The organism is Amylibacter sp. SFDW26 (assembly GCF_009184395.1).
In the GTDB taxonomy this organism is placed as follows: domain Bacteria; phylum Pseudomonadota; class Alphaproteobacteria; order Rhodobacterales; family Rhodobacteraceae; genus Amylibacter.
On sequence record NZ_WEIC01000003.1, the window covers coordinates 179,858 to 203,214 of the forward strand.

The 23,357-nt window shown below is 42.0% G+C and carries 14 protein-coding genes; 3 read left to right on the top strand and 11 right to left on the bottom strand.

Features of this window, described 5'->3' with window-relative positions:
- Positions 1–20: 20 nt before the first annotated feature.
- Together F9L33_RS10375 and F9L33_RS16000 are read right to left on the bottom strand one after the other, a co-directional pair.
- Positions 21–6,122, bottom strand: coding sequence for a type I polyketide synthase (locus tag F9L33_RS10375; RefSeq protein ID WP_152142718.1), 6,102 nt, complete (start codon positions 6,120–6,122; stop codon positions 21–23).
- A gap of 702 nt (positions 6,123–6,824) precedes the next feature.
- Positions 6,825–6,959: a hypothetical protein gene (locus F9L33_RS16000; RefSeq protein ID WP_255478366.1), complete on the bottom strand. Its 135-nt coding sequence runs from the start codon at positions 6,957–6,959 to the stop codon at positions 6,825–6,827.
- A 447-nt stretch (positions 6,960–7,406) separates the two neighbouring features.
- Between F9L33_RS16000 and F9L33_RS10380 the strand changes: the two genes are divergently transcribed.
- Together F9L33_RS10380 and F9L33_RS10385 are read left to right on the top strand one after the other, a co-directional pair.
- A complete protein-coding gene (locus tag F9L33_RS10380; RefSeq protein ID WP_152142719.1) occupies positions 7,407–8,393 on the top strand; it encodes a PleD family two-component system response regulator in 987 nt (328 codons plus the stop codon).
- Between the two features lie 36 nt (positions 8,394–8,429).
- Positions 8,430–8,777, top strand: coding sequence for an Hpt domain-containing protein (locus F9L33_RS10385; protein ID WP_152142720.1), 348 nt, complete (start codon positions 8,430–8,432; stop codon positions 8,775–8,777).
- A gap of 3 nt (positions 8,778–8,780) precedes the next feature.
- On the opposite strand, the gene F9L33_RS10390 is transcribed toward F9L33_RS10385, so the two are convergent.
- The 3 genes from F9L33_RS10390 to F9L33_RS10400 all read right to left on the bottom strand — a co-directional run bounded on the left by F9L33_RS10390 (position 8,781) and on the right by F9L33_RS10400 (position 13,408).
- Complete coding sequence (locus tag F9L33_RS10390; RefSeq protein ID WP_193222018.1) at positions 8,781–9,155, bottom strand: response regulator; 375 nt, start codon at positions 9,153–9,155, stop codon at positions 8,781–8,783.
- Positions 9,155–10,357, bottom strand: coding sequence for a cell wall metabolism sensor histidine kinase WalK (locus tag F9L33_RS10395; protein WP_152142722.1), 1,203 nt, complete (start codon positions 10,355–10,357; stop codon positions 9,155–9,157). Before F9L33_RS10395 ends, F9L33_RS10390 begins: the two co-directional genes overlap by 1 nt.
- Positions 10,358–10,477: 120 nt before the next feature.
- Positions 10,478–13,408, bottom strand: a complete 2,931-nt coding sequence (locus F9L33_RS10400) for a CHASE domain-containing protein (RefSeq protein WP_152142723.1) — start codon at positions 13,406–13,408, stop codon at positions 10,478–10,480.
- A 465-nt stretch (positions 13,409–13,873) separates the two neighbouring features.
- On the opposite strand from F9L33_RS10400, the gene F9L33_RS10405 reads away from it, so the two are divergent.
- Positions 13,874–14,881, top strand: coding sequence for a Fe(3+) ABC transporter substrate-binding protein (locus F9L33_RS10405; protein WP_152142724.1), 1,008 nt, complete (start codon positions 13,874–13,876; stop codon positions 14,879–14,881).
- 42 nt (positions 14,882–14,923) lie between these two features.
- Here F9L33_RS10405 and F9L33_RS10410 read toward each other — a convergent pair whose 3' ends face one another.
- The 6 genes from F9L33_RS10410 to F9L33_RS10435 form a co-directional block, all read right to left on the bottom strand.
- A complete protein-coding gene (locus F9L33_RS10410) occupies positions 14,924–15,910 on the bottom strand; it encodes a sterol desaturase family protein (RefSeq protein ID WP_226804085.1) in 987 nt (328 codons plus the stop codon).
- Between the two features lie 54 nt (positions 15,911–15,964).
- Positions 15,965–17,371, bottom strand: a complete 1,407-nt coding sequence (locus F9L33_RS10415; protein ID WP_152142725.1) for a DUF4856 domain-containing protein — start codon at positions 17,369–17,371, stop codon at positions 15,965–15,967.
- Between the two features lie 396 nt (positions 17,372–17,767).
- Complete coding sequence (locus tag F9L33_RS10420) at positions 17,768–18,688, bottom strand: SEL1-like repeat protein (protein WP_152142726.1); 921 nt, start codon at positions 18,686–18,688, stop codon at positions 17,768–17,770.
- A 202-nt stretch (positions 18,689–18,890) separates the two neighbouring features.
- Complete coding sequence (locus F9L33_RS10425; protein ID WP_152142727.1) at positions 18,891–19,322, bottom strand: universal stress protein; 432 nt, start codon at positions 19,320–19,322, stop codon at positions 18,891–18,893.
- Positions 19,319–21,928: a TRAP transporter permease gene (locus tag F9L33_RS10430; protein ID WP_152142728.1), complete on the bottom strand. Its 2,610-nt coding sequence runs from the start codon at positions 21,926–21,928 to the stop codon at positions 19,319–19,321. Before F9L33_RS10430 ends, F9L33_RS10425 begins: the two co-directional genes overlap by 4 nt.
- 110 nt (positions 21,929–22,038) lie before the next feature.
- Positions 22,039–23,007 (bottom strand): TAXI family TRAP transporter solute-binding subunit, encoded by a 969-nt coding sequence (locus F9L33_RS10435; RefSeq protein ID WP_152142729.1) that lies wholly within the window; start codon positions 23,005–23,007, stop codon positions 22,039–22,041.
- Positions 23,008–23,357 lie beyond the last annotated feature (350 nt).

The following is a 23,357-nucleotide window of genomic DNA, read 5'->3' on the forward strand; positions in this document are numbered from 1 at the left end:
AATAAGTCAGCAGCGCGAGATCACGCTGCCGTAGCAATTATGTCTTTGCCCAAACCACGATCGTCCAGAATCTTAGCAGCAATATCGCTCGTCGAATTTCCTCCGATCAACATCATCGCAGGAACAGTGCAAGCGAGGGCCTCTTCAATCGCCATTTGAACTGTCACAGAAAGCAATGAGTCCAAACCCGCTTCATCAAGACCAATGTCAAGAGGAATAGACGTTGGATCAAGACGCATGGCACCAGCAATTACTTCTCTTAAGAGCAGGCTCAATGCCTCAAACCGCTCTTCGAATGGTGCAGCACCAAGCTCGCGCCACAATGCTTCCATTTGCGCATCATCACCGCTTTCCAAGAAAACACCCGTTGTGTCAGCCATACGTGGTGTCGCACCGCCTCGACGGTCATAGGCACCGTATCGCTTCCAATCAATGCTAACACTGACCAAGGCCGTTGTGGCACCAACCATCATTGCATGCCCCATGCCTTCTAAAGCATCTTCAGCAGGCAAAGCAGTTAGACCAATCTCTTTCAAACGTTGTGTCAAAACTTTATCTGATGCCATTCCTGCATCAGAAATCGCCCCAAAACGGCAAGACAAAGCGGCAAGTCCACGTTGGCGACGAGATGCTGCAAGCGCATCAAGCCATGCATTCGCCGCAACATAGTTACTTTGCCCAATATTTCCAATCAATGCTGCCACCGAAGAATAAAGCACAAAAGCGTCCAACGCACAGTCTTGCGTCTCGCGATCCAGTATTTCAGCACCCAGTGCTTTTGGCTTCATAACAGATGAAATGCGCTCTTCATCCATTTCCTCAAATTTGCCATCTTGCGTCAAACCCGCAGCATGGAAAACGCCACACAATGGCTGACCATTCGCTGCAGTTTCGGAAATTAAAGCTTGTATCACTGTGGATGCGCTGTCTTCATCTCCAAGATCAAGACGCACACCTTCAACCTCGCTCCCAAGGGCACAAATATCAGAAATAAGTTTTTCCGCACCTTTGCTGGCAACCCCGGACCGACCTGCCAGATAAATTTTACCAGCACCGTTTTGTGCAAGCCAAAGTGCTGTACGACTGCCTAGCGCGCCAAAGCCCCCTGTTACCAAATATGCGCCATCGCGGCGGAAGGATGGAACATGAGAGGTGCTGACCTCTAAAGCCTGCGAGCGATTGATCATAACAATCGCAGCTTCATTTGGCCATCCTGCCCAGTCTTGTGTATTCACAATGCTCTTAGTCAGATCCGCCTCATGGAAACATGGGGCATGCACGAGATTTTCCAGCTCAGATAGCAACTGTGCATCATGGCAAGATGGTACTTTTTGTAAAAGGCTCAAAAAAGTGGTTGCTTCAGGAGGTAAGCTGACTGTTTGATCCATCTCTAATGAAAGATCTATAACTGTCGCCTTCTTCTTAAGCCACAGACCCGCTGGGAACATTCTTACAAAAGATTGATAGGGAACGGCAAGCAGATCAAAACGCTGCGTTTTGTCAGCCATGATTTGGCCAAACAAAGTCGTCAAACCTGCCCCCTCTGGAAGTATAACAACTTCGCTTCCTGCGGCACGCAATTGCTGCGCCAAAAGATGACCATGAGGTGTATTGGCAACCCCTGCTCGTTTCGGAATGTTTGCCCCAATATCACGCATTATATTTGCAACAGGTAAAAACAGAGGGGCTGCAGCTGCGGCTTGTGCAGCAGTATGAGCATCCTTACATTGCACGTAGAGCGCAGGGCGTGAAATATGACTGCTTGGGTATTCTGGTCGTTCCAGCACTCCCGCATACAGAGTTCCATCTGAGTCTTTAAAGGCAACACCTGCAACGGATAATGTTTTGTCAGTGTCTAGCACACGGGGTAACAACCCCCATGCCTCAACAGTTACATCTTCTGAGTTAGGCTGTTTAGACATACGCTCAAGATGCGAAGCCCCCATAACAATGTCTTCAGACCAAGGCCCAACCAGTGTCTCAGTTTCGTGTGTTTCAAACGTATCACGATCACGCAAGATGGGCGCATATACTTTTTGATTGCGGATCGCACGCTCCACTTCCGTACGTCGAGCACAGACTTCATTTACAATAAATTGTGCAAGACCTGCCTCCTGTAACGCATGATCTAAATCTTCGGCTAAGATATCTACAATGTTCAACGGCAATGTTTTGGTTTCGTTGTACGTCACTCTGGTAAACCCAGCAAAACTGGCTTGCATTGGGTTCGCACCTTCATTTTCCTCAACTGTTTGTCCATGAAATGTACAAACAGTTACCAATGGTGCATCCTCACCAAGTTCTGCAAAGCCCAATAGAATACGCTGTAACAACGCCAAAGAAGAAACAGCATCACCTTCATTGAGGCTGACAATAATCCTTGCGCCTGGATGCGCCATAAGCTGCTGGATAAGTTGTGTTCTTAAATTTTCGACATCAATATCAACAGAAATCACAGACACATCTGACATGTTCAGCACAGCGTTCAAAGGATCCCCATTACGGTGTAGGTGTAAAAGAGGTGCATCAACCTCTTCGGCAGCCTCTATTTGCTCCCATACATAATCACAATCTGCACCATATGCTCTTATATTTGCATCTTTTTTTTGCAAGGCAGAACATGTCAATGATTGAAGCCTACCAAGAATTCTCCCCTCTTCGGATATATAATCAATATCACAAACAACGGTGTCATCTTTTCGGGAAACCAACGTGACTTTTGCATATAACTTATTTGGAAAGCTCTCCTGAATTGCTAAAGCGCGGATCGTTGTTGGCAAATAGGCCTTGCCATCCCCCATCAAAGTTAAAGCCGCTTGAAAACTCCCATCCAACAATGAAGGGTGCGCAACAAAACCTTCACTAGATAACAAATCTTCAGGAAGCTCCAAAGCCGCAATCACTGTCTGCTTATCCGACGACAAATAACAGCGTTTAATCGACTGGAATGCTGGGCCGTATTCCAATTCCATTTCACGATAAGCATCGTAACAAGTAGAAGATTCAATCTCTTCGCAATCGCGCAAAAATACATCTAAATCGATTTGTTCAGAAACCATATTTGGAAGCGCATTTAAATTCCCTTCCATGTGAACCACAGCTTTGTCTGGTTCATTTAAATCGCGCGACAAAAGGACGGTCTCACCATTTGATGTATTATGGGAAACTTCCAAATGCTGTTCCCTATCTGTTTTCAGCAAAAGCGGGCGGGCGATACGAATATCGCTCACCAAGACAGTCTCATCAAACACTCCTGCAGATTGCAATGAACGCGCGGACAACATCGCTTCTAGGTAACCTGCTGCAGGCATAATTGGTACACCAGCGACAACATGGTCATTTAAGAAATTCAACGATGCAATTCCAAGGTCACTCACAACAGTTCGTTCATCACTCTGTTGCTGTGCAAGAGGTTTGCCACTGTAATTCAGACGGTCTTGCTCCTGAAGCGCCGCCTCGCGCCACAATTCTTCACGTGCAAAAGCATATGGGGGTAAAGCGATAGAACGGTCGGAAACATTACGAACGGGCCAGTTTATATCGCCACCAGTGATATAAAGATTTGAAATCGCTTTACCGATGTTCTTAACATCATCTGTATCACGCATAGAGAGAGTAGAAATAATCTCAGCAGAAACGCCACTTTGATCTATTATGCTCTTAAGAGCACGTGATAAAACTGGATGTGGGCCCACTTCAACAAAGTGCGTATACCCATCTTCCAGCATTTTATTGATAGCTTTTGCGAAAAGAACAGGATTGCGAACATTATTCGCCCAATATTCACCATCAAACGGTCGGCCATCAGCATTACCAGAAACAGTTGAATAAAGTGGAAGTTCAACTGGCTGTGGATCCAGAACCGACAAAGTGTCAACCAGTTCCTCTTTCAGCGGGTCCATGTAAGCTGAGTGATAGGGCACCTCTACATCCAACTTGCGCGCAAATACACCTTGAGCGGACAGCTTATCCTCAGCACTTTCAATAGCAGCAGTCTCACCCGCAAGTGTTAATGAGTCTGGTGCATTAACCGCAGCAATTTCAATCTTACCATCGTAATCAGCCACCAATTCTTTTGCATCTTGCTCAGAAATACCAGCAGCCAGCATAGCCCCTTGCCCCGCTGCACGTGCCTGAATGGAACTGCGATAGCGGCTCACAGTAACAGCTTCCTCAAGAGGCAACATGCCAGCTGCCCAACCTGATGCCACTTCTCCAACGGAATGACCAACAACGCCATCAGGTTGCACACCTTCAGATAAAAGAACTTTGGTCAAACCGTATTGCAACAAGAAGTTAGCGGGTTGCGCAAATTCCGTCTCACCAATACGGCTCTCTTCTTCAGGTTTCAGCATTTCCTCTAAAATTGAAAACCCTGCTACATTATAAAAAGCTGCATCCGCTTCTCGAAGAGCTTCGGCATATATTGTTGAAGTCTCGAATAAAGAACGCCCCATGCCCCACCATTGTGGCCCCATTCCAGTATAAACAAATGCTGTCTTCGCTAGGCGCGATGAAGATAAAACAGATTGTCCAATTTGAATATTAGCGGCATGACCAGTTTTGCCTGCCTCCAATAGGGTTTCAGCAATATCTGTTGCATTTTCACCAATGGCCACCGCACGATATGAAAAATGTGCGCGACGTTCGCTGGCAGCAAAAATCATGTCAGACAAGTTGTCAGATTGTTCGTCCTGACCAAGGTGTTCACCATAAGCACTAAGCATATTTGACAATGCGCCGCTAGAACGCGCTGAGATTGGCAGAACTTCTAACAACGGCTTACTATCTGCAACATCATCAGTTGACACCACATCAGGCTCTTTGAGGATAACATGTGCATTGGTTCCACCATAACCAAAGGAATTGATAGCAATATGACGCTCTCCCGCAACCCCAGAAAGAGCACGCAACTGATCTGCAATTGCAACAGAATATGTATCCAAAGGCAAAGCTGGGTTTGGTTGCTCAAGTCCTGCAACAGGAGGTATCGTCTCGTTCTCAAACATACCAAGAACCTTGATAACGCTGGCAATACCGGCGGCAGCCTCAAGATGACCAATATTGGCTTTAACGGATCCAAAGTAACACGGCTCTGTACGATCTGCAGAACCATATACAGAACCGATCGCAGAAACCTCCAAAGGATCCCCAACAGGCGTCCCTGTTCCATGTGCTTCAACATATGAAATGTCTTTTGCGTTCAATTGGCTTTCAGCCAAAACGCGATGCATCAAAGCCTCTTGTGCATCTGGATTTGGTACGGTGATCCCCGTTGTCCGGCCATCCTGCCCAACACCTACGCCTGCAACTTCAGCAAGGATTGTATCCCCATCCTCAATAGCCTGCTCATGTGATTTTAAGACTACAACACCAACGCCTTCTCCGCGTCCATAACCATCCGCTCTTGCATCAAAGCTTTTTGATCGACCATCTTTAGCCAAAAATTTTCCATGGCTCATTGCAATAAAATACTCTGGACGCATCATAAAGTTTACGCCACCAACCAAGGCTGCCTCACATCGCTCAGTCTCAATGGCACGTACAGCTGCTTCAAAAGCAACAAGAGACGATGAGCATGCTGTATCAACAGTGTAACTAGGACCACGCAGGTCAAAAGCATAAGATAAACGATTTGCAAGCATCGTAAGAGTAGCACCAGCAGCAGAATGGCTACCAATCGAAGAACGTGCTCCACTTCCAAGCTGGTTCAGCATATGATCCAGTGTAAAACCGCCGACAAAAACGCCAGTTTCACTGCCTCTCAAAGCCTCTATATCTCCCAGACCTTGCTCAACAGCAACCCATGCAGCTTCCAGTAAAAGCCTTTGTTGTGGGTCAATAAATTCAACCTCTGCAGGTGCAAATCCAAATGCATTCGGATCAAACATGCGATAGTCATAGTTGATAAAATGACCACGTTTTACATATGCTTTTCCTGCATGTATATCCTGATTGTAAAATTTACTTGTCTGAAACCTATCAACAGGTATGTCACCACAATATGTCTGACCATTTGATATGTTTTTATAGAAATCCCGCCAACTATTTGAGTTATCAGGAAATTTACAGTGCGCCCCTACGAGCACGACGCGTTTTTTGGGAATATTAAAATGTTTCATCAGACAGTCCTATAGACGAGTGGAAGAAGCAGTTCAGGCGCACCGAAACCGCGATAAAATGACAAAATTTGACGTTAAAATAGGCCAAGAAAATAGGCCGAGGCCAAAGTTAAAAAAGATATTAGAAAATGAATTTACACATTGGTGTTGTTAAAAAATTACCGTTTCAGTACCCCCCAAAGATAATATAGTTTGGCTAATCTCTAAATATTAATTTTTTATTAACGTGATTACACCTTAGAGTAGAAATATTACATTTTAATGACACTATAGGTGTTTAGGGATAATATTAAGTTTTAAAAAATTAATGCAGCCCACGGTGTCCGCCATCGAATAATTTGATACATATGGCAATTTAACTTTGAAGAGTAATTGCTCATAGGGTAACTGGATATATATTCTTCTTGCACTGCCCAGTTAAAGAATATCTTAGCTGTCACATACGCATGATGTTGTTCTGACGGTTTCTCTTTGAGGCTGTTAAGACGGCGCTGTATGTCAGCGCGTGTAATTTCATCAAGGCGTGTCCTGCCAAAAGGAAAGTGTCGTTTGAGGTGACGTGTATAGTCATAGACAGTACGTGGGCGGTTTTTGAGCGCACAAGCATCTAAAAACAACTTCTTCGCCTCTGCACGTGCTTGCTTAAGTGAAAGCCTACCATATCGCCCTATAGAGTAACGGCGACGAGTGGGGGCTGAATTACTACAAAAGTTTAATGCCTCCTTGCGAGACACGAATACCAAAGCCTGATTGAGCTATATCCCAGTGGGTAATCTGCCCAAGCTCTGGGAGAGGTAAGTTACGAATAGCAACATCTGTCATTTTGATTTGGGGCATCTTAAGCTCTCTAGAGGCTTTTTTTAGTGGGTATTAGGGTGGTTTACTATGTTCACCTATACCATATAAAATCAATCTAATATATTGTTAATAATATATTTTAATTGAATATATAGCACCCTATGAGAACATAAGTCTAATAAATCATAATCCGCGTGTCCGAGGTTCAAGTCCCTCTCCCACTACCAATACTTTCAATGACTTATCTGAGATGCAGCTAGGTCTTTTTATTTTGGTAGCGGTTGCGAAGATAAACAACATAAGCGCTATTAAGTTAAAACAGTGGCCTTAATATTATCGTTAATTTGACTGTTTTGGTATGATTTTCAGGTTTTGTAGCCAGTGGTCATATTTAAGCCTTATTCATTAATATCATGAAATAATATTTAGTATTTTATATTTGTACAACGTTTTGAAAAATTTGACGCTATGAAATGGTGATTTAAGATGAAAATATTAGCCGTAGACGATGATCCAATTATACTCGATTTACTACGTGAATTACTAAGCTTAATTGGTCACACAAACATTGTTACAGCTGAATCCGCAATCGAAGCCCTTGAGGTTATTGAAAACTCAACCGACCCTATTGATTGTTTCTTATTTGATATTCAGATGCCTGTGATGGATGGAATACAGTTGGTCACAAATGTCCGTAGTATCGGTCGTTATCAACACACCCCTATATTAATGATAACAGCCATGTCAGATAAGCACTACATTGATCGTGCTTTTTTTGCTGGAGCAACCGATTATGTTAACAAACCATTCGATATTAAAGAATTAAGCAACCGTATTAATACCATTGAAGAATTATTAATCGGACGTAGAGGTTACACAGATAATCTATTTTCTGCCACAGGCGATAGCAAATCCTCGAGCTCGGTTAATCGCCCTACTTTTTCAGAGCCCCTTTTTGTTAATGATGTAGATGGGGTCATTGGCTTTACCCCTATGCAAAATTATTTAAAACAGCTGTCACGCCTTTCCTTGTTTGGCTGTAGTGCTTTTGCATTTACATTACAGGATGCTCAAAGATTATATGACAACTCCACTGAGTTTGATTTCACATGCGCAATTACGGATGTCTCAGAAGCTATTTCAGAGACACTGAAGCCTAACTTCTTTTTAATGTCCCATGCTGGAGGTGGTAATTTCGCATGTGTGAGTGACAGCCATGGTTTACTCAACCTCGAAGAGATACAATCGAACGTCAATGATAGGCTTACAGACATGGATACATATTTCAGCGATGGGCGCCCAATGTATTTAACAGTCACATTAGGGCAGCCTATCCGATTAAACTTTAAATCAGGCAACAACGTATCGACCGTGTTGAGGCAGGCATGTATAAATGCGGAAAATACGAACCCATCCACAACAATTACCAAAAAAGAACCATCCGGTCTTTTGGGTATGTTAGGGGTAATGTAAACAACTATAGATTAACTAACCTTAGGTAGGGTTTCCATGAATACGTCCAGCATTCCAAATAGTATTGAAGATCAATTACAGCCAATAAGAGCCCGTTTCGTATCGTTGCTATATAATAGGTTGGATGCTCTTGAAGACCTGCGTAGCGATATGGAAATACCCGAATTACGTGACAATGCATTAAATGAAGCTTGTTTCATTGTACATAAAACTGCGGGAAGCGCAGGTACGTTGGGTTTTAAAGATCTTGGAAAATATGCAATTCAAGCAGAAACTCACATTAAGCTTTATCAAAAAGACAATACACAAGATTTTAAAACCGTATTGAATCACATAGATCATTTTCTAGAGTTTGGCAGCACGATACCATACCAGACAGAATAAGGTTCAAGATATTGCTTTGGTAATTTCTGCGGCAAGAGTCGTTGGGTCAAATGGTTTCACAATTACGTCTACGGCCCCTAAAGCTTTTAATGCTGCGACCTCATCTTTCTGGGCTCTTGCTGTCATAAATATCGCTGGTGTTTCCTGATAATTGGGCAACTCTCGTAGATGTTTCAAAACAATTTCACCACTCATCTCTGGCATCATAACATCAAGTAACAAAATATCTGCAATATATCCTTTGGCAAATTCTAATGCTTCTTTGCCAGATGCACACTGTTTTACTTCAAAATCACCAAAAACTTCTAAAGATAATTTAGCAACTTCTTGTATATCCAGATCATCTTCAACATGAAGTATTTTAATTTTATCGGTCACTATACGCCCCTTAATTCATTCGTCACTGCTTTTGCAGAATCTGATAATATTTCTTGTGTTAACGGTAATGTAAAACTAAAAGTCGTGCCTTTGTTAACTTCACTTTCGAAAGACAAAGTACCATCGTGCCTCTCAACAATTGCCTTTGCTATACTTAGTCCTAGACCTGAACCACCCACAGCCCTACGATCAGAACTATCCGCTTGGCTGAAGCGATCAAAAATCGTATCTTGAGCTTCTTTTGGAATACCTACCCCAAAGTCTCTTACATAAACAGTAAGCATTTCATCAGTTTGAGATGTCATTATAATTATTTTACTTTTGGGTTTAGAGAATTTAGCGGCATTACTTAACAAATTAGTCATAACTTGCAAAGTTCGGTCGGCATCACAATTCACAAAAACAGATTTATTATGCGTTTCTAATTCAATTTTAACCCCAAATTTTTCAGCATAAGGTTCGCTCTCTTCTACAGCATCATGAAGCAAGGTATTAATGTCGCAAGGTTCAATTCTAAATCGCATACTGCCAGCGGCAATCTTTTCAATGTCTAGAATATCGTTAATCAGTAGAACCAAACGGTCTGCATTCCTATGTGCTATAGAAACCATGTTTGTTGCTTTTTCTGGTAATGGGCCCACAGCCCCAGATAAAATCAAACCCAGCGCTCCTTTAATAGATGTTACAGGTGACCGCAGTTCATGACTAACTGTCGAAATGAATTCATCCTTAACTGTTTCAAACTTAATACGGTCAGAGATATTCTTCGCAACACGTACAATATGGCGTGCATTCCCATCTTGGTCAGCCAAATAAACAGTTACTTCTTCCGCACGCTGCATATCAATGTATGTTAATTTATTCTGAGTTCCATCAATGAGCGGTCTAATTTTCTCGATAAAATATTTTACCGCCTCTAGTGGAATTAATTCATGTAAAGTTTTCCCAACATAACTTTGACTTTGTAAACCGCGGCTCTTAAGGGCGTGTTCATTCATATAAACTATTTCAAAAGTATCAGCTTTTAGAATCGAAACAGCATCATTTATCAACTCTAGTGAGTAAGATAATGTCTGAGGTGTTTCTGAGGACGATATCCTATCAATACGATGTAGGTTCCAAATATAAAGAAGCGCAAGGATCAGAGATATTGTACTTAAAATTAATCCTAAATATAAAATATTAATTCCCTCCAATAGCATTAGATTAATTATAAATTAACAGACTACTTGCGATATAATAGTAACCGTACTGTTAAACTATGTGCTTTTGTAATAACCATAAATACCCTTATTACACGGTAGCTCATTTCTATTTTCACATTACGTTTTCTTATCAATCTCAATCAAGCATCTGTCTCGAATTTCCTGCAATGTAAGTCGCGTTTTAACCAACTCGACAATCGAGTTGTCATTTTTGAGTGAGGGTTCCGCAGCAGACAGGCCAATAATCGGCACACCATGGCAATGTTCACTTATATCAGTCAATAAAGTCTCTCCATCACCATCAGGCAAACCCCAATCGATAATGATCATGGAATATGGTTCTAATTGTAAAACCCTTTTAGCTTCTTTAATACTAGAAGCACGTGTCACATTCGCAATATCAGAAAATGTCTCTGCAATTAATATTGAAAAATCTTCGTCATCTTCAATATGGAGGATGTTCATTTTATAATTATTGCTAATTGCCAATGGATCTTGCGTTATAACTTTTTTTCTACGTACAGGAATCGTGATCCAGAAAATAGTTTCAACATCTGGTGTACTACTATAACCGATCCCCCCACCCAATCGTTCGATAAGGTGTTTAGAAATATTAAGCCCTAACCCTGTACCGCCATTATTTCGCGTCGCAGAAGAATCTGCTTGTGCAAATGGTGAAAAGATTTTGTCCTTAAAATTGTCAGGAATACCACTGCCGCGATCAATAACCGAAATTTTAACTTCCTTTTCCAAAGCTTCGGTTAACACGGTTACTTTACCACCTGTCTTTGAAAATTTTACAGCATTTGACAAAAGGTTTGCGATCACTTGCTCAAAGCGATCGCTATCGATCCAAGCCTTTGACTTTCTTTTTGGTAATATAACTTCGACTTCAACATCAGCCTCGTGAGCCATTGGCTTAATTCGGGCAACTGAATTTTCTATTAATGTGCAAACATCTTCGGATGAGTAATTGAACGTCAGCTTATTGGACGCCATTTTTTCAAGATCTAAAATGTCATTCACAAGATTCGTTAAACGATCACAATTACTATGTGCTATCTCCAAAAGACGTAAAATATTTTCAGGAACAGAATCCCTCATTCCCCCCAAAATCAATCCAACTGACCCTTTAATCGATGTTAGTGGAGTACGCAGTTCATGACTAACACTTGCAACAAACTCACCCTTAACCAGCTCAGCTTCTTTCTTTTCAGTTATATCGATAATTTGGGCAATAAAATACGCAGAGGTGTCATCATTACTTGCCATCCAGGAAATATGCAGCAAGCCCCAAATTATACCTGCATTCTTATGGAGAAACCTATGTTCCTTTTGGTAAGACGTTTCTTTGCCTTTACCAAGATCTGAAACAGCCCGTAATATTTCTGGCAACTCGGATGGCTCCACCAAAGATTGGAAATCCGAACCAATTAATTCACTTTGTCTCAATCCTGTAAATTTGGCTAAAGCTTCGTTTACATTAAAGAAAAAACCATCGTTATCGACTAATGCCATCGCAACGGGTGCTTGTGCAATAATATAACTAAGCTGCTGACGGCTTGACTTTAACTTTTCACGCGCTGTTTTTAATTGCGTGATATCTGTTTGAGTGCCAATCATACGCGTGGGGGTGCCATTTTCATCATGCTCAGCAATTACAGAATCTGACCGCATCCAACGCCACTCATCAAGCCCATCAAGAATTCTATACTCGGTCAAAGATCGTTTTACTTCGCCGCTAATACAGGCCTTATCACCTGCAATTTTATCTTCTTTATCATCTGGATGAATACGGTCTAAAAAATCATCTGGAGACATGAAGTTTTCAGCTTTATCCGAAAACCTCATTAACTTCATCCAGGTTTTTGACATGACGGCAGTACCGTTAGTAAGATTGATATCAAACACACCAATCTCGGCACCTGTTAAGGCTAAATCCCAACGTTTTTCTGTTTTTTGAAGTTCTTCACTACTCTGTTTCAACTCTTTCGTCTTAAGAATAACTTCTTTTTCAACTTGGGTGGCACGATTACTTAATGCCCTTAGCTGTAGCGAAATTAATAGTGTTAGAAATACACCGCTAAACAAAGTAACAAATGGCAGGTAACTAAAGTGAATATCTTCGTATAAACGCGTTGTTTGCCAATGAAGCATCCAAGTTTGCCCATGTAGTGAAATTTTTTCAGTCTTATAAAACGCGCTTTTATCTCTGAAATCATTGGTCTTATAAATCAAGGCATCATCAGAAATCTCCTCACCGTCATAAATAGCAAGCTCAAAGTCCACACCCTGTGGCTCTGTTAACATATCTAAGGCTTTATCCGCGATAAATGCCGCATATACCCACCCTGAAAATTCCGCATCTCGATTTTCAGCAGTAATGTTTGTATTCGAACCATTGTAAACAGGGCGCAACATTAAAAAGCCAGGTGTATGATTATGGTCTTGGACCAAGAAGATACGCTTTGTTAAAGTAACTTCACCTGTTTTACGGGAAGACACCGCAGCGTCACGGCGGTTTTTTTCAAATGCAATATCTAGGCCTATAGCCTCTGCATTGTTTTCATAGGGCTCAATGAAAAGAATCACAAAATGTTCTTCGCTTTTCACTTCTGGGTGGATTTTGAAATCCTTAACCCCCGTAATCTTAACGTAATCTAAGAACTCATTGGTTACGTCATTATGGAAAGGTACAATCCAGCCGATCCCGTTTACACCACCTAGCTCTTTTTCTAAATTAAGTTCGTCAACATATGCCTTCCAATCATCAATTGAAACAAAATCAGATGCTTTCAATAAACCTGCACCACCATAAAGGCTTCTCTTATAAGTATCTAAACGATGTCGAATTGCTTGCTTGCTATCCAATGTCATCGTCTCAAATGTCTTAGCTGATCGTTTTTCACCCACCCCCATAACACCGAAAGTCGCGAACCCTGTTATAAGCAAGCAAACCAGAATGATACCGATCCTGATTATGAAAGATAATCTAAATTCTGATACGTAATTTTTAAGTCGATCTTTTATACTTTTGAAGAATTTCACTAGTCTTCCCGTAGCGTGATTAATAATAATTCTATGCTAAAAAATAACTTACTAGCTACTGAAAACAAATAATTCGCATTTATAATACTCATTGCATCATATCTAAATACTGCCTTTTTGTTTAGTATTTGACAACCTCGTTGCTGGTATAATGTGAGAATGCTTATCAGTCAGTTACCGTTACACAGCACAATTTCATGAAAAATCGTGTATATATTTTTCGATTTGGCAGAGGTAACAGAAGAATTATCAGAACCGTTTGGGTAAACCCTGAATAGTTTACCGTTCGAGGTAATGCCCCGCACAATAAAACATAGCTTAGCCGTACATTTAAACCTTAATCAAACTGCACCATTAAAGGTAAAAAATTACCACCTAAGTTAAGGTGATTATTTCTGTCAGGTATTGAGTTAACCGTAATAAATTGATAGTCACAAATCAAACTTTCAATCGGAGTCTTCTAATATGTTTCGCACATTTATTACCGCTGCAATGGCTACAACCTTTATTAGCACAGCGGTCCAAGCTGATGAGGTTAACGTTTACTCATACCGTCAACCAGAACTGATAAAGCCATTATTTGATGCTTTTACAGAAAAAACAGGCATTGATGTAAATATCGCTTTTCTGAAAAAAGGTCTTGTTGAAAAGCTGGTATCCGAAGGCGATCGTAGCCCAGCAGATTTAGTTGTGACTGTCGATATCTCACGTCTGAGCGCTGTGGTTGATGCTGGTGTAACACAATCCGTTAACTCAAATATTATAAACGCTAACATTCCCGCAGACTTCCGTGACCCAGAAGGCCATTGGTTTGGCCTGACATCACGTGCACGCGTTATTTATGCGTCCAAGGATCGTGTCGCAGATGGTGAGGTGACGACATACGAAGATCTTGCATCAGATAAGTGGAAAGGACGTATTTGCACGCGTGCGGGTACTAATGCATATAACCTTGCACTGACATCATCTGTAATTGCACACCATGGTGAGGAAGCCGCTAAAACATGGCTGAAGGGCGTTAAAGGTAACCTTGCACGCAAACCTTCTGGTAATGATCGGGCACAGATAAAGGCTATTTGGGCCGGTGAATGTGATATCTCTATTGGTAATACATATTATATGAAAAAATTGCTTGCCAACGAAGATCAAAAAGTATGGGCAGATAGTGTGCGTATCGTGTTCCCTAAATTTGAAAATGGCGGAACACATGTGAACCTATCAGGTGTAACATTAACAAAAGCAGCACCTAATAAAGAGAACGCTATAAAATTGATGGAATTTTTAACAGGTGAGGCTGCACAAGAAATCTATGCAGAAACGAATGGCGAATATCCATTAAGACCAGGGTCAAACGCATCAGAGCTTGTATCAAGCTGGGGTGAATTGGTTCCAGATGAAATTCCACTTACTGATATTGCAAAGCTCCGACCAACGTCATTAAGGCTTACAGAAGAAGTTGCGTTTGACGAATAAATGATTTTAGAAGCCCTCAAAGTTCTGAGGGCTTTTTTACATTCAATTGCTAAAAATCCGAAGCGTGGCTTGCTTAAAATTTCGAGCGCGCCTTGAAATAATTTTACTAATATCCAGAAACGGGCGCGTATAAATATCAATCATATTTGTTGCGCTTGCCTCATTCGGCAGTAGGCCAAATTCAAGTTCTTTGTCATCTTCAGACAAATGAAGCGACCCGAACATCCAATCCCATATAGCCAAAGCTACGCCAAAATTCTTATCATAATGCTCTTCTGCAATGGAATGGTGAAGTTGATGCTGGGCCGGTGAAATCAGGATGTATTCCAACCATGGCCAATAACTGATGCTAATATGTGAATGTCGTAGGTTAGAACCTGTTACATGAAACACAAACGACAGAATATTCACTCCTACGATTGTGTACAAGTCAACCGAATTTCCAAAAAGAAAAAGGAACGTTGATATCGCGACACCTTGAGCAAAGGCACTTCTCAATCCATAGAGAATACCTTCAAGCGGGTGGACACGATAAACAGTTACTGGCGTCAAAGTTTCTGCCGAATGATGTACCTTATGTATGGCCCAAAGAACATGAAAACGGTGCATCCAGCGATGTACAAGATATTTTGTAAAATCATCGATCACAAAAACAAACAAAGTAAACGAAGCAACAACTACCCCTATGTTTACATCGTTAAAATAGCCTGATTGGATAAAATCTTGTCGGTGTAAGAACAGATAAATCGCCGTCGCAATTGCGATCTGTGTCAATAATAATGGCGAGATAAATAAGGAAAACAATCGGTTGATTACAAAGATTTTATAATCAGCTTTTGACGACGCCGAAAAGAAGACTTTGCGATCAAATACCTTTGCAATAGCTGTTGAAAAGGTTGTTCGCTTAAACAGTATTAACCAAAGGAAAGCGATGAGTAGTGATAGGGCTAGGTAACCCACAAAAATGCGTTTCCTAGGGTCGGTGAAATCGACGAATATCGATGTTATTTGTTCAAAAAACTCCATCATTCACCGTTAAGATAAAGGTTAGGGTGGCGCAAGTATCTGCGCCACCCTAATAGATTAATCAGTTTCAGCGCTTGAAGCTTCGCCCAACTTACCAGCAAGAGCTTCGATATCTGATAGATTATCGTTTGCACGAGCTGCAACACTAAAAGTATCAACCATAAGCTGTTGAACTTTTAACATCTGAAGTTGGTAATCGCCCCATGTAAGTTTACGCTCTCTTACAAAGTTACCATCTGCATCAATGCCCGTTACATAAGAGTTGTCAGCAGTAACTGGACCAAAGCCAGTCAATTCATTTAAGGAAACTGCTGTTGCACCAAGGTTGTTTTTACCGCTTTGTAATGACATCGCAAAACCTTTTAGCTCGCCCCAATGTTTAACATAAGCACGGTAGGCTTTCGCTTTGTCTTCGTCGTTTGCAGCTTCCTTCATCTTAGTGATGTCTTTGTAAACTGAACCCGCATATTTGAATGTTGCTTCTGCTAGAACCTTTTCCCAAGCAGAGCCAATTGTTGCGGCATAAGCTTTAAGTTCTGAGCGCTGAGCGTCCGTCAATGCTTCACCGTTTGCAGCAGCAATCAATTTACGACCATCCAAGAACGCACCCATAATCGTTTGAGTGTAATCCGTGCTCTTCGTACCAGAACGGTCAAATGCAGCTGCATAATAAGCTGGGCCAAAGACATGCTCTGATTTCAAATCAATAACACCATCACCATTGGCATCAGCCAAAGCTAGGTCTTTCATTTTAGCAATATTGTATACTTCATCAGCTGACATGCCTTGGATATGTGCAGCAGCGCCCCAATATCCAAATGCTTCGTCCCAAGAATGTTCTTTACCTGTGTAAGCAGCACCATCTTTATATGGTTTATTATTTGGTTTTTTCTCAGCGCTTAATTTTTCATCAAGGTAGTTATCAACCACTTGGCTGTAAGCCATCGCACCCATTGTGTATTTAGATATAATTTGCGCCCAATCATATCCATTGTCAGCATCAAAACCTTTGTTTGCTTTTGCCGCATGTTTAATCATATGCAAGGCAGCCGCTTTACCAGTCATATTACCTGGCCATGCTGGCATCGCGCCATCATAAAACTTACCAGAAATATTCTTGCCTTTAGAAATTTCATTCAGTGTAGATTGCTTAACCGCATATCCATCTTTACCAGCTGGAGCAATGATTGGCAGATCTTCGTCTGAACCATTGAAATAAGACAGCAATTGCGCTTCGATTTCAGCAGCGTTTGCACCGCCATCACCTTTGCCTGCCAGTTTCTTTATGCTGTCATGCAGCACATGGCGCGCAATCTGACCTGAATAAGAAACAGAGTTCGTTTTATCACCTGAATAACTTTTTTCAGTTATAGGGAAAGGGCCATAGCTCTCCGCATTTGCAATACTAGCAATCATCGTCGCAGCAACGATAAATGTTGAGCATTTTAGTTTTGACTTTAACATTTACACTTCTCCATATTCTTGATTATTTTAATCAAGTTAATTTAATCTGAGTGTTTTAATCAACATATCGAAGTAAGAGTCAATACACATATCGAAAAGGAACGCCTAACTTGATGGAGTATTATTAAATATTTGGCCATTAAGGTTTGTTTAATCACTTCACAAATTAACAAAGGGAAAAAGGGTTACCCCCTTGGAATAGCAAGATTGCCGAAATTTATGACCATAAAATTTCTCAACATTGCAGGCAACTCAAAGGTTAATCTAGCGGAGGCGAAAACCAAGAATATGTGACAACATTATTCCTTCAATACCTTAACTTTGCTAACAGAGTAAACATTACCAAAAGCGTTCAATACCTTCGCCTTACGAAGGCTTAATTTGGTTCATACTTATTTAATACCCACAGTTTTTATAATCATTCTGCTTGCAACTATATGCTGCGGTTACAGCTTTTGCTTTGTCAGTTTTACTCATTTTTTCGAGCATAACAGCGCTAGATTTATCTGCCTTTTCATTTCCTTCACCTGCAGCCATTTGATACCACACGTATGACAAAATATTATCTTGCGAAACACCTTTGCCCTGTTGATAAAGCCAGCCAAGGTTATATTGGCCCACTCTGTTACCCTGTTCTGCTGCAAGCTTGTACCACTTAGCCGCCTGAGCATAATCTTGGGCAACACCCAGACCTTGGTCATAAAACCAACCCAGATTGCTTTGACCCGTCGCATAACCACTCTCTGCGGCTAACCTGTACCATTTCAATGCCTTGGCATAATCTACGGGTACACCGTTACCTTTTTCATGCATCCAACCTAATTTATTTTGTGCTCTTGCATGATTTTGGTCCGCTGCAAGCTTGTACCATTTAAGTGCCTCAGCATAATCTTGGGAAACGCCTTTACCATAGCTATACATTCCACCCAGATTGGTTTGCGCCCATTTAGAACCTTGTTCTGCGGCTAACCTGTACCATTTCAGCGCCTCGGCATAATCTTGTGGAACACCATCACCATATTCATACATATCCCCCAGATTGGTTTGCGCCCATTTGTAACCTTGTTCTGCTGATAATCTGTACCATTTCGCAGCTTTAACATAATCTTTGGGAAGGCCTTTACCAAAGTAATACATATCACCCAATTCGTATTGGGCCCATTTATCACCTTTTTCTGCAAGCGGTTTCCACTCTTTTAACGCTGTTTCATAATCACCACTTTCATAAGCATCCAATCCTATTTCGTAGTCTGCCGCATATAAAGGCGTAAGGCTTATAAATACTACAGACATAAGCGCTAAAATTGTTCTGATCATTATGAATTTCCCCCAGCTTTTAAGTTAGCAAATCTCAAGACTTCGATTGTGTCAAGATACCGCCATCCTATGTGCTTTGGTTTTGCAACTGCGAAATGTTTATGTACCATTCTTAAAATGGCATTTTGAATGCTTAGCAAAAAAGCCCAAATGCGGATCAACACATTCGGGCTTTAGTTCTTGCATGGGATAATGCAGGAGACTATCTCACGACATATACTGAGCATTTAGAATGTCGCACAATACGGGCGGCATTTGGGCCAAGCAAATAGTCTTTGAAATCAGGTTTATGTGCTCCAACCACAATCAATGTAGTGTTTGCTTCTTTTGCAACTTTAAGAACTTCATCATAGGCATTACCCGTTGAAATGATGTGGCGGACTTTTGCGTTTTCTTGATCACCGATAACTTTAGACACTTCTATATTCAGCTGCTTCTTTGCTTCTGACATAGCTTTATCATGGTGGTCTTGATTAAAAAACGATCCAACAACACTCATCCCAAAATCGGGGACTACTGTCACAACATCTAGTTGAGCATCATGTAATCGAGCGAGTTCTGCTGCAGTATTAATGACCTTGGCGTCAGCCCCCGGATTACTGATATCGACGGCACATAAAATTGCGTTACTCATGCTGTTTTTTCCTCTCTTGACACACGCGAGCGTTGTAGCATTGCTATTAAGACAAGCAGGATTAACGCTGGTATGAATATGATTTCTTTGGCCATCTGTGATGTTGGCGCTTGAATGCTTGCAAGGTTAACAGGTGTATCACCATAGAAATCAAAGCTTCCTAAGCTTGCAGCATATGGCGAACCAAAGGATGGTTCTTCCATTATCATAACACCGTCTTGTTCAAGCAGGATCAATCCTGTTTGTTCTAAACGTTTTGCACCATCACCGTCACCATCAATTGGCATAACCAAGGTTGTTTCTTTTGTTTCGCCCGTATCAAAGTCTGGACCTGAAACAACCACACGCAACTCTTGCCCAGCTTCGGCATTCCCCAATGCTTGGGTGAACTCGCTTGGCGCAACATTCGTAAATGGTGGCTGGATGCGATCCATTACAAAGTCAGGGCGGAACAACACGAATGCGATCAAAACAAGTGCTACACTTTCGTAGATACGGCTTTTGGTTACGAACCAGCCCATTGTGCCTGCCGTAAAGACAAGGATAGCAATAGACGCGATCACAAAGATCAACACGCCATGTGCAAAGCTTACATCAATCAACAACAGATCTGTGTTGAAGATAAATACGAATGGCAACGCGATTGTTCTTAGGGAGTAAAAGAACGCGGTGAAACCGGTTTTAATCGCGTCGCCACCTGATACGGCAGCCGCTGCAAAACTTGCAAGTCCGACGGGTGGAGTAACGTCTGCCATAATACCAAAATAGAATACAAACAAATGAACCGCGATCAAAGGCACGATCAAACCTGATTGTGCACCAAGTTCAACAACCACGCCTGCCATCAAGGATGACACAACGATGTAGTTTGCTGTTGTTGGCAGCCCCATGCCCAGAACAAGGCTGAGCAAGCCAACCATGACGAGCATAAGAACAAGGTTACCACCTGATAAAAATTCAACGAGGTCAGCCATAACCTGACCTACGCCTGTCAGCGTAACAGTACCCACGATCACACCAGCAGTTGCAGTGGCAAGGCCAATACCAATCATATTACGTGCGCCATCGATCAAACCTTGGATCAAGTCCGCTACACCATTTTTGAAGGCATTCGCTGTGTCACTTTCGCCGCGGAACATCGCTTTAAGCGGTTGCTGTGTCAGTAGGATAACAAAGAGCAGTGCAGTTGCCCAAAATGCTGACAGGCCGGGTGATTTTTGTTCAATCATCAAGAAGTAAACCAAGACGATGATCGGTAATAGGTAATACAAACCAGCTTTGTAGATTTCACCAACAACAGGAAGTGTAACCTCTTTGGCATTTGGATCATCAGGTTCCAAATCTGGAACTTGTGACGCTAAACGCAGCAGCCATACATACGTTAGGAAGATCAAAATAGACATGATCAAACCTGAACCTTCTGGGAACAATGATGACACCCATCTCACTGGATATTGAACGCCATAACAAAGGCCAGCAAAACCAGCAAAGAACGCCCCCATACCACCAATGGTTTTACCCATTGATACAACACGGTCACCTAAAGTTGGCATATTGGTTTTCACGGCTTCCAAGTGCACGATATACACAAGTGCGATATATGAAATCGCAGCTGGTAAGAATGCATGTGTGATCACTTCAACATATGAAATGCCCACATATTCAACCATTAGGAATGCAGCAGCACCCATAACAGGTGGCATGATTTGACCGTTCACAGAACTGGCCACTTCTACAGCGCCCGCTTTTTCAGATGAGAAGCCAACGCGTTTCATCAATGGGATTGTGAAGGTACCTGTTGTTACAACGTTTGCGATTGAAGAGCCTGAGATAAGGCCCGTTGCAGCAGAACCCACAACGGCAGCTTTTGCTGGGCCGCCTTTTAAGTGACCTAAGGCACCGAAGGCCATTTTGATAAAGTAGTTCCCTGCCCCTGCTTTATCAAGCAAGGCACCAAAGAGAACGAATAGGAATACGAATTTCGTGGATACGCCAAGGGCGATACCAAACACACCTTCAGATGTAATCCACATATGGCTCATTGCTTTTTTCAGCGATGCACCCTTCCAGCGGATAACGTCAGGAACAATTTCAGAAGAGCCAAAGAACACGTAACCTAGGAAGATAGTGGCAATAATTGCCATTGCTGGCCCCAATGCGCGACGTGCAGCTTCGAACAACAACAGCAAGCCAGCAAGAGCAAACCATTTATCTGTGTTGTCAGCAAGGCCGCCTGCATCAACGATTTTTTGATAAAAGATAAAGCCATAAAGGGCGATGAATGTCGCTGCTAAGGCCATTATCCAGTCTATAATAGGGATGTAATTTCGCGGACTGGATTTAAACGCGGGATAGGCCATGAAGGCCAAGAAAATTGCAAATGCCAAGTGGATTTGGCGTGAATTATTGATAATGTCACCTGGCAAAATATAATTTGCCAGTGGGGATGCAAGGATAACTTGGAATAAGGACCATACCACAGCAACGATTGCCAGAAGCATTCCAACCGACCCTTCTGGGTCTCGGGCACCTGCGTCTGAGGAAGCAACAAGGTCTTGAAGTTCTTCTTCGCTCAAAGCCTGGTTATCCGTGTTCTTATCAGCCATGGTTCCCTCCCTAAGGTTTTCCAAGTTTATTAATGACTTTTCTTTTCTAAGATGGGGAAGGGTAAAACACCCTTCCCCAAATACGTTATTTAATTACCAGTGGTAATTGATTACTCAATCAAACCAGCTTCTTTGTAATATTTCGCAGCACCTGGGTGCAGAGGAGCTGACAAACCTGCTGATGCCATATCTTTTGGCTCTAGATTTGCGAATGCTGGGTGCAATTTTCTGAAGTCTTCGATGTTTTCCATCACTGATTTCACAACTGCATATACGGCGTCGTCAGATACTTTGTCTGAAGTTACGAATGTAGCGCCAACACCGAATGTTTCTGTGTCTGCGTCATTACCGCGGTACATACCACCAGGAATTGTTGCTGTACGATAGAACGGGTTGTCGTCAACCAAACCAGTAACTGCATCACCAGAGACAGTCACAAGAACTGAATCACATGCTGTTGTTGCTTCTTGGATTGAACCAGATGGGTGGCCCACTGTGTAAACCATCGCATCGATTTGGTTGTCACAAAGAGCTGCTGATTGTTCTGCTGCTTTTAGCTCTGTTGCCAAAGCGAAATCATCAGTTGTCCAACCTTTAGCTTCCAATAGAACTTCCATTGTGCCGCGTTGACCTGAACCTGGGTTACCGATGTTAACACGTTTACCTTTTAGGTCATCAAACGTTTTCACACCTGCATCTGCGCGTGCAACAACTGTGAATGGTTCAGGGTGCACTGAGAATACAGCGCGTAGGCCTTCGAATTTACCCGCATCTGCGAATTTTGAAGTACCGTTATATGCGTGATACTGCCAGTCAGACTGAGCCACACCAAATTCCAACTCGCCTTCGCGGATTGTGTTGATGTTGTAAACAGAACCACCAGTAGATTCTACTGAACAGCGAATGCCGTGCTCTTTGCGACCTTTGTTTACCAAACGGCAAATAGCGCCCCCTGTTGGGTAGTAAACGCCAGTCACGCCGCCAGTACCGATTGTAATAAACTCTTCAGCAAATGTTGCTGGAGCCATAACAGCAGTCGCAGTAACTGCAGCCATCGTTAGTTTAAATTTAGAATACATAAGTTTTCTCCTTGAGTTGATAATTTGTATTTTAGGTTTCGCTCTTCTTTTCGAATGAGAGCGATTTTTACGAAATGAGCCGTTTTGGAATTCACGGCGCATTATTTCTGGAGCAACCAAACAAACGGCGCATTTGCACTCATTGGTTAAGATTGGAAGCGTATGCTGTTTGTGAAAGGTAGCCTTTTGATCTCGAGATCAAAATTGAAATTTACATTTATCTTGCGCTAATATTCCCCCCCGAGTGTTATCTTTGAGGTTTTCAGCTATCTATAGCCTTGTCTATAAGCGTGACTGCCTAGGCAATTACGCTGATTTACCTGAGCTGTGTTTAAGGGAATAAAGCCAAA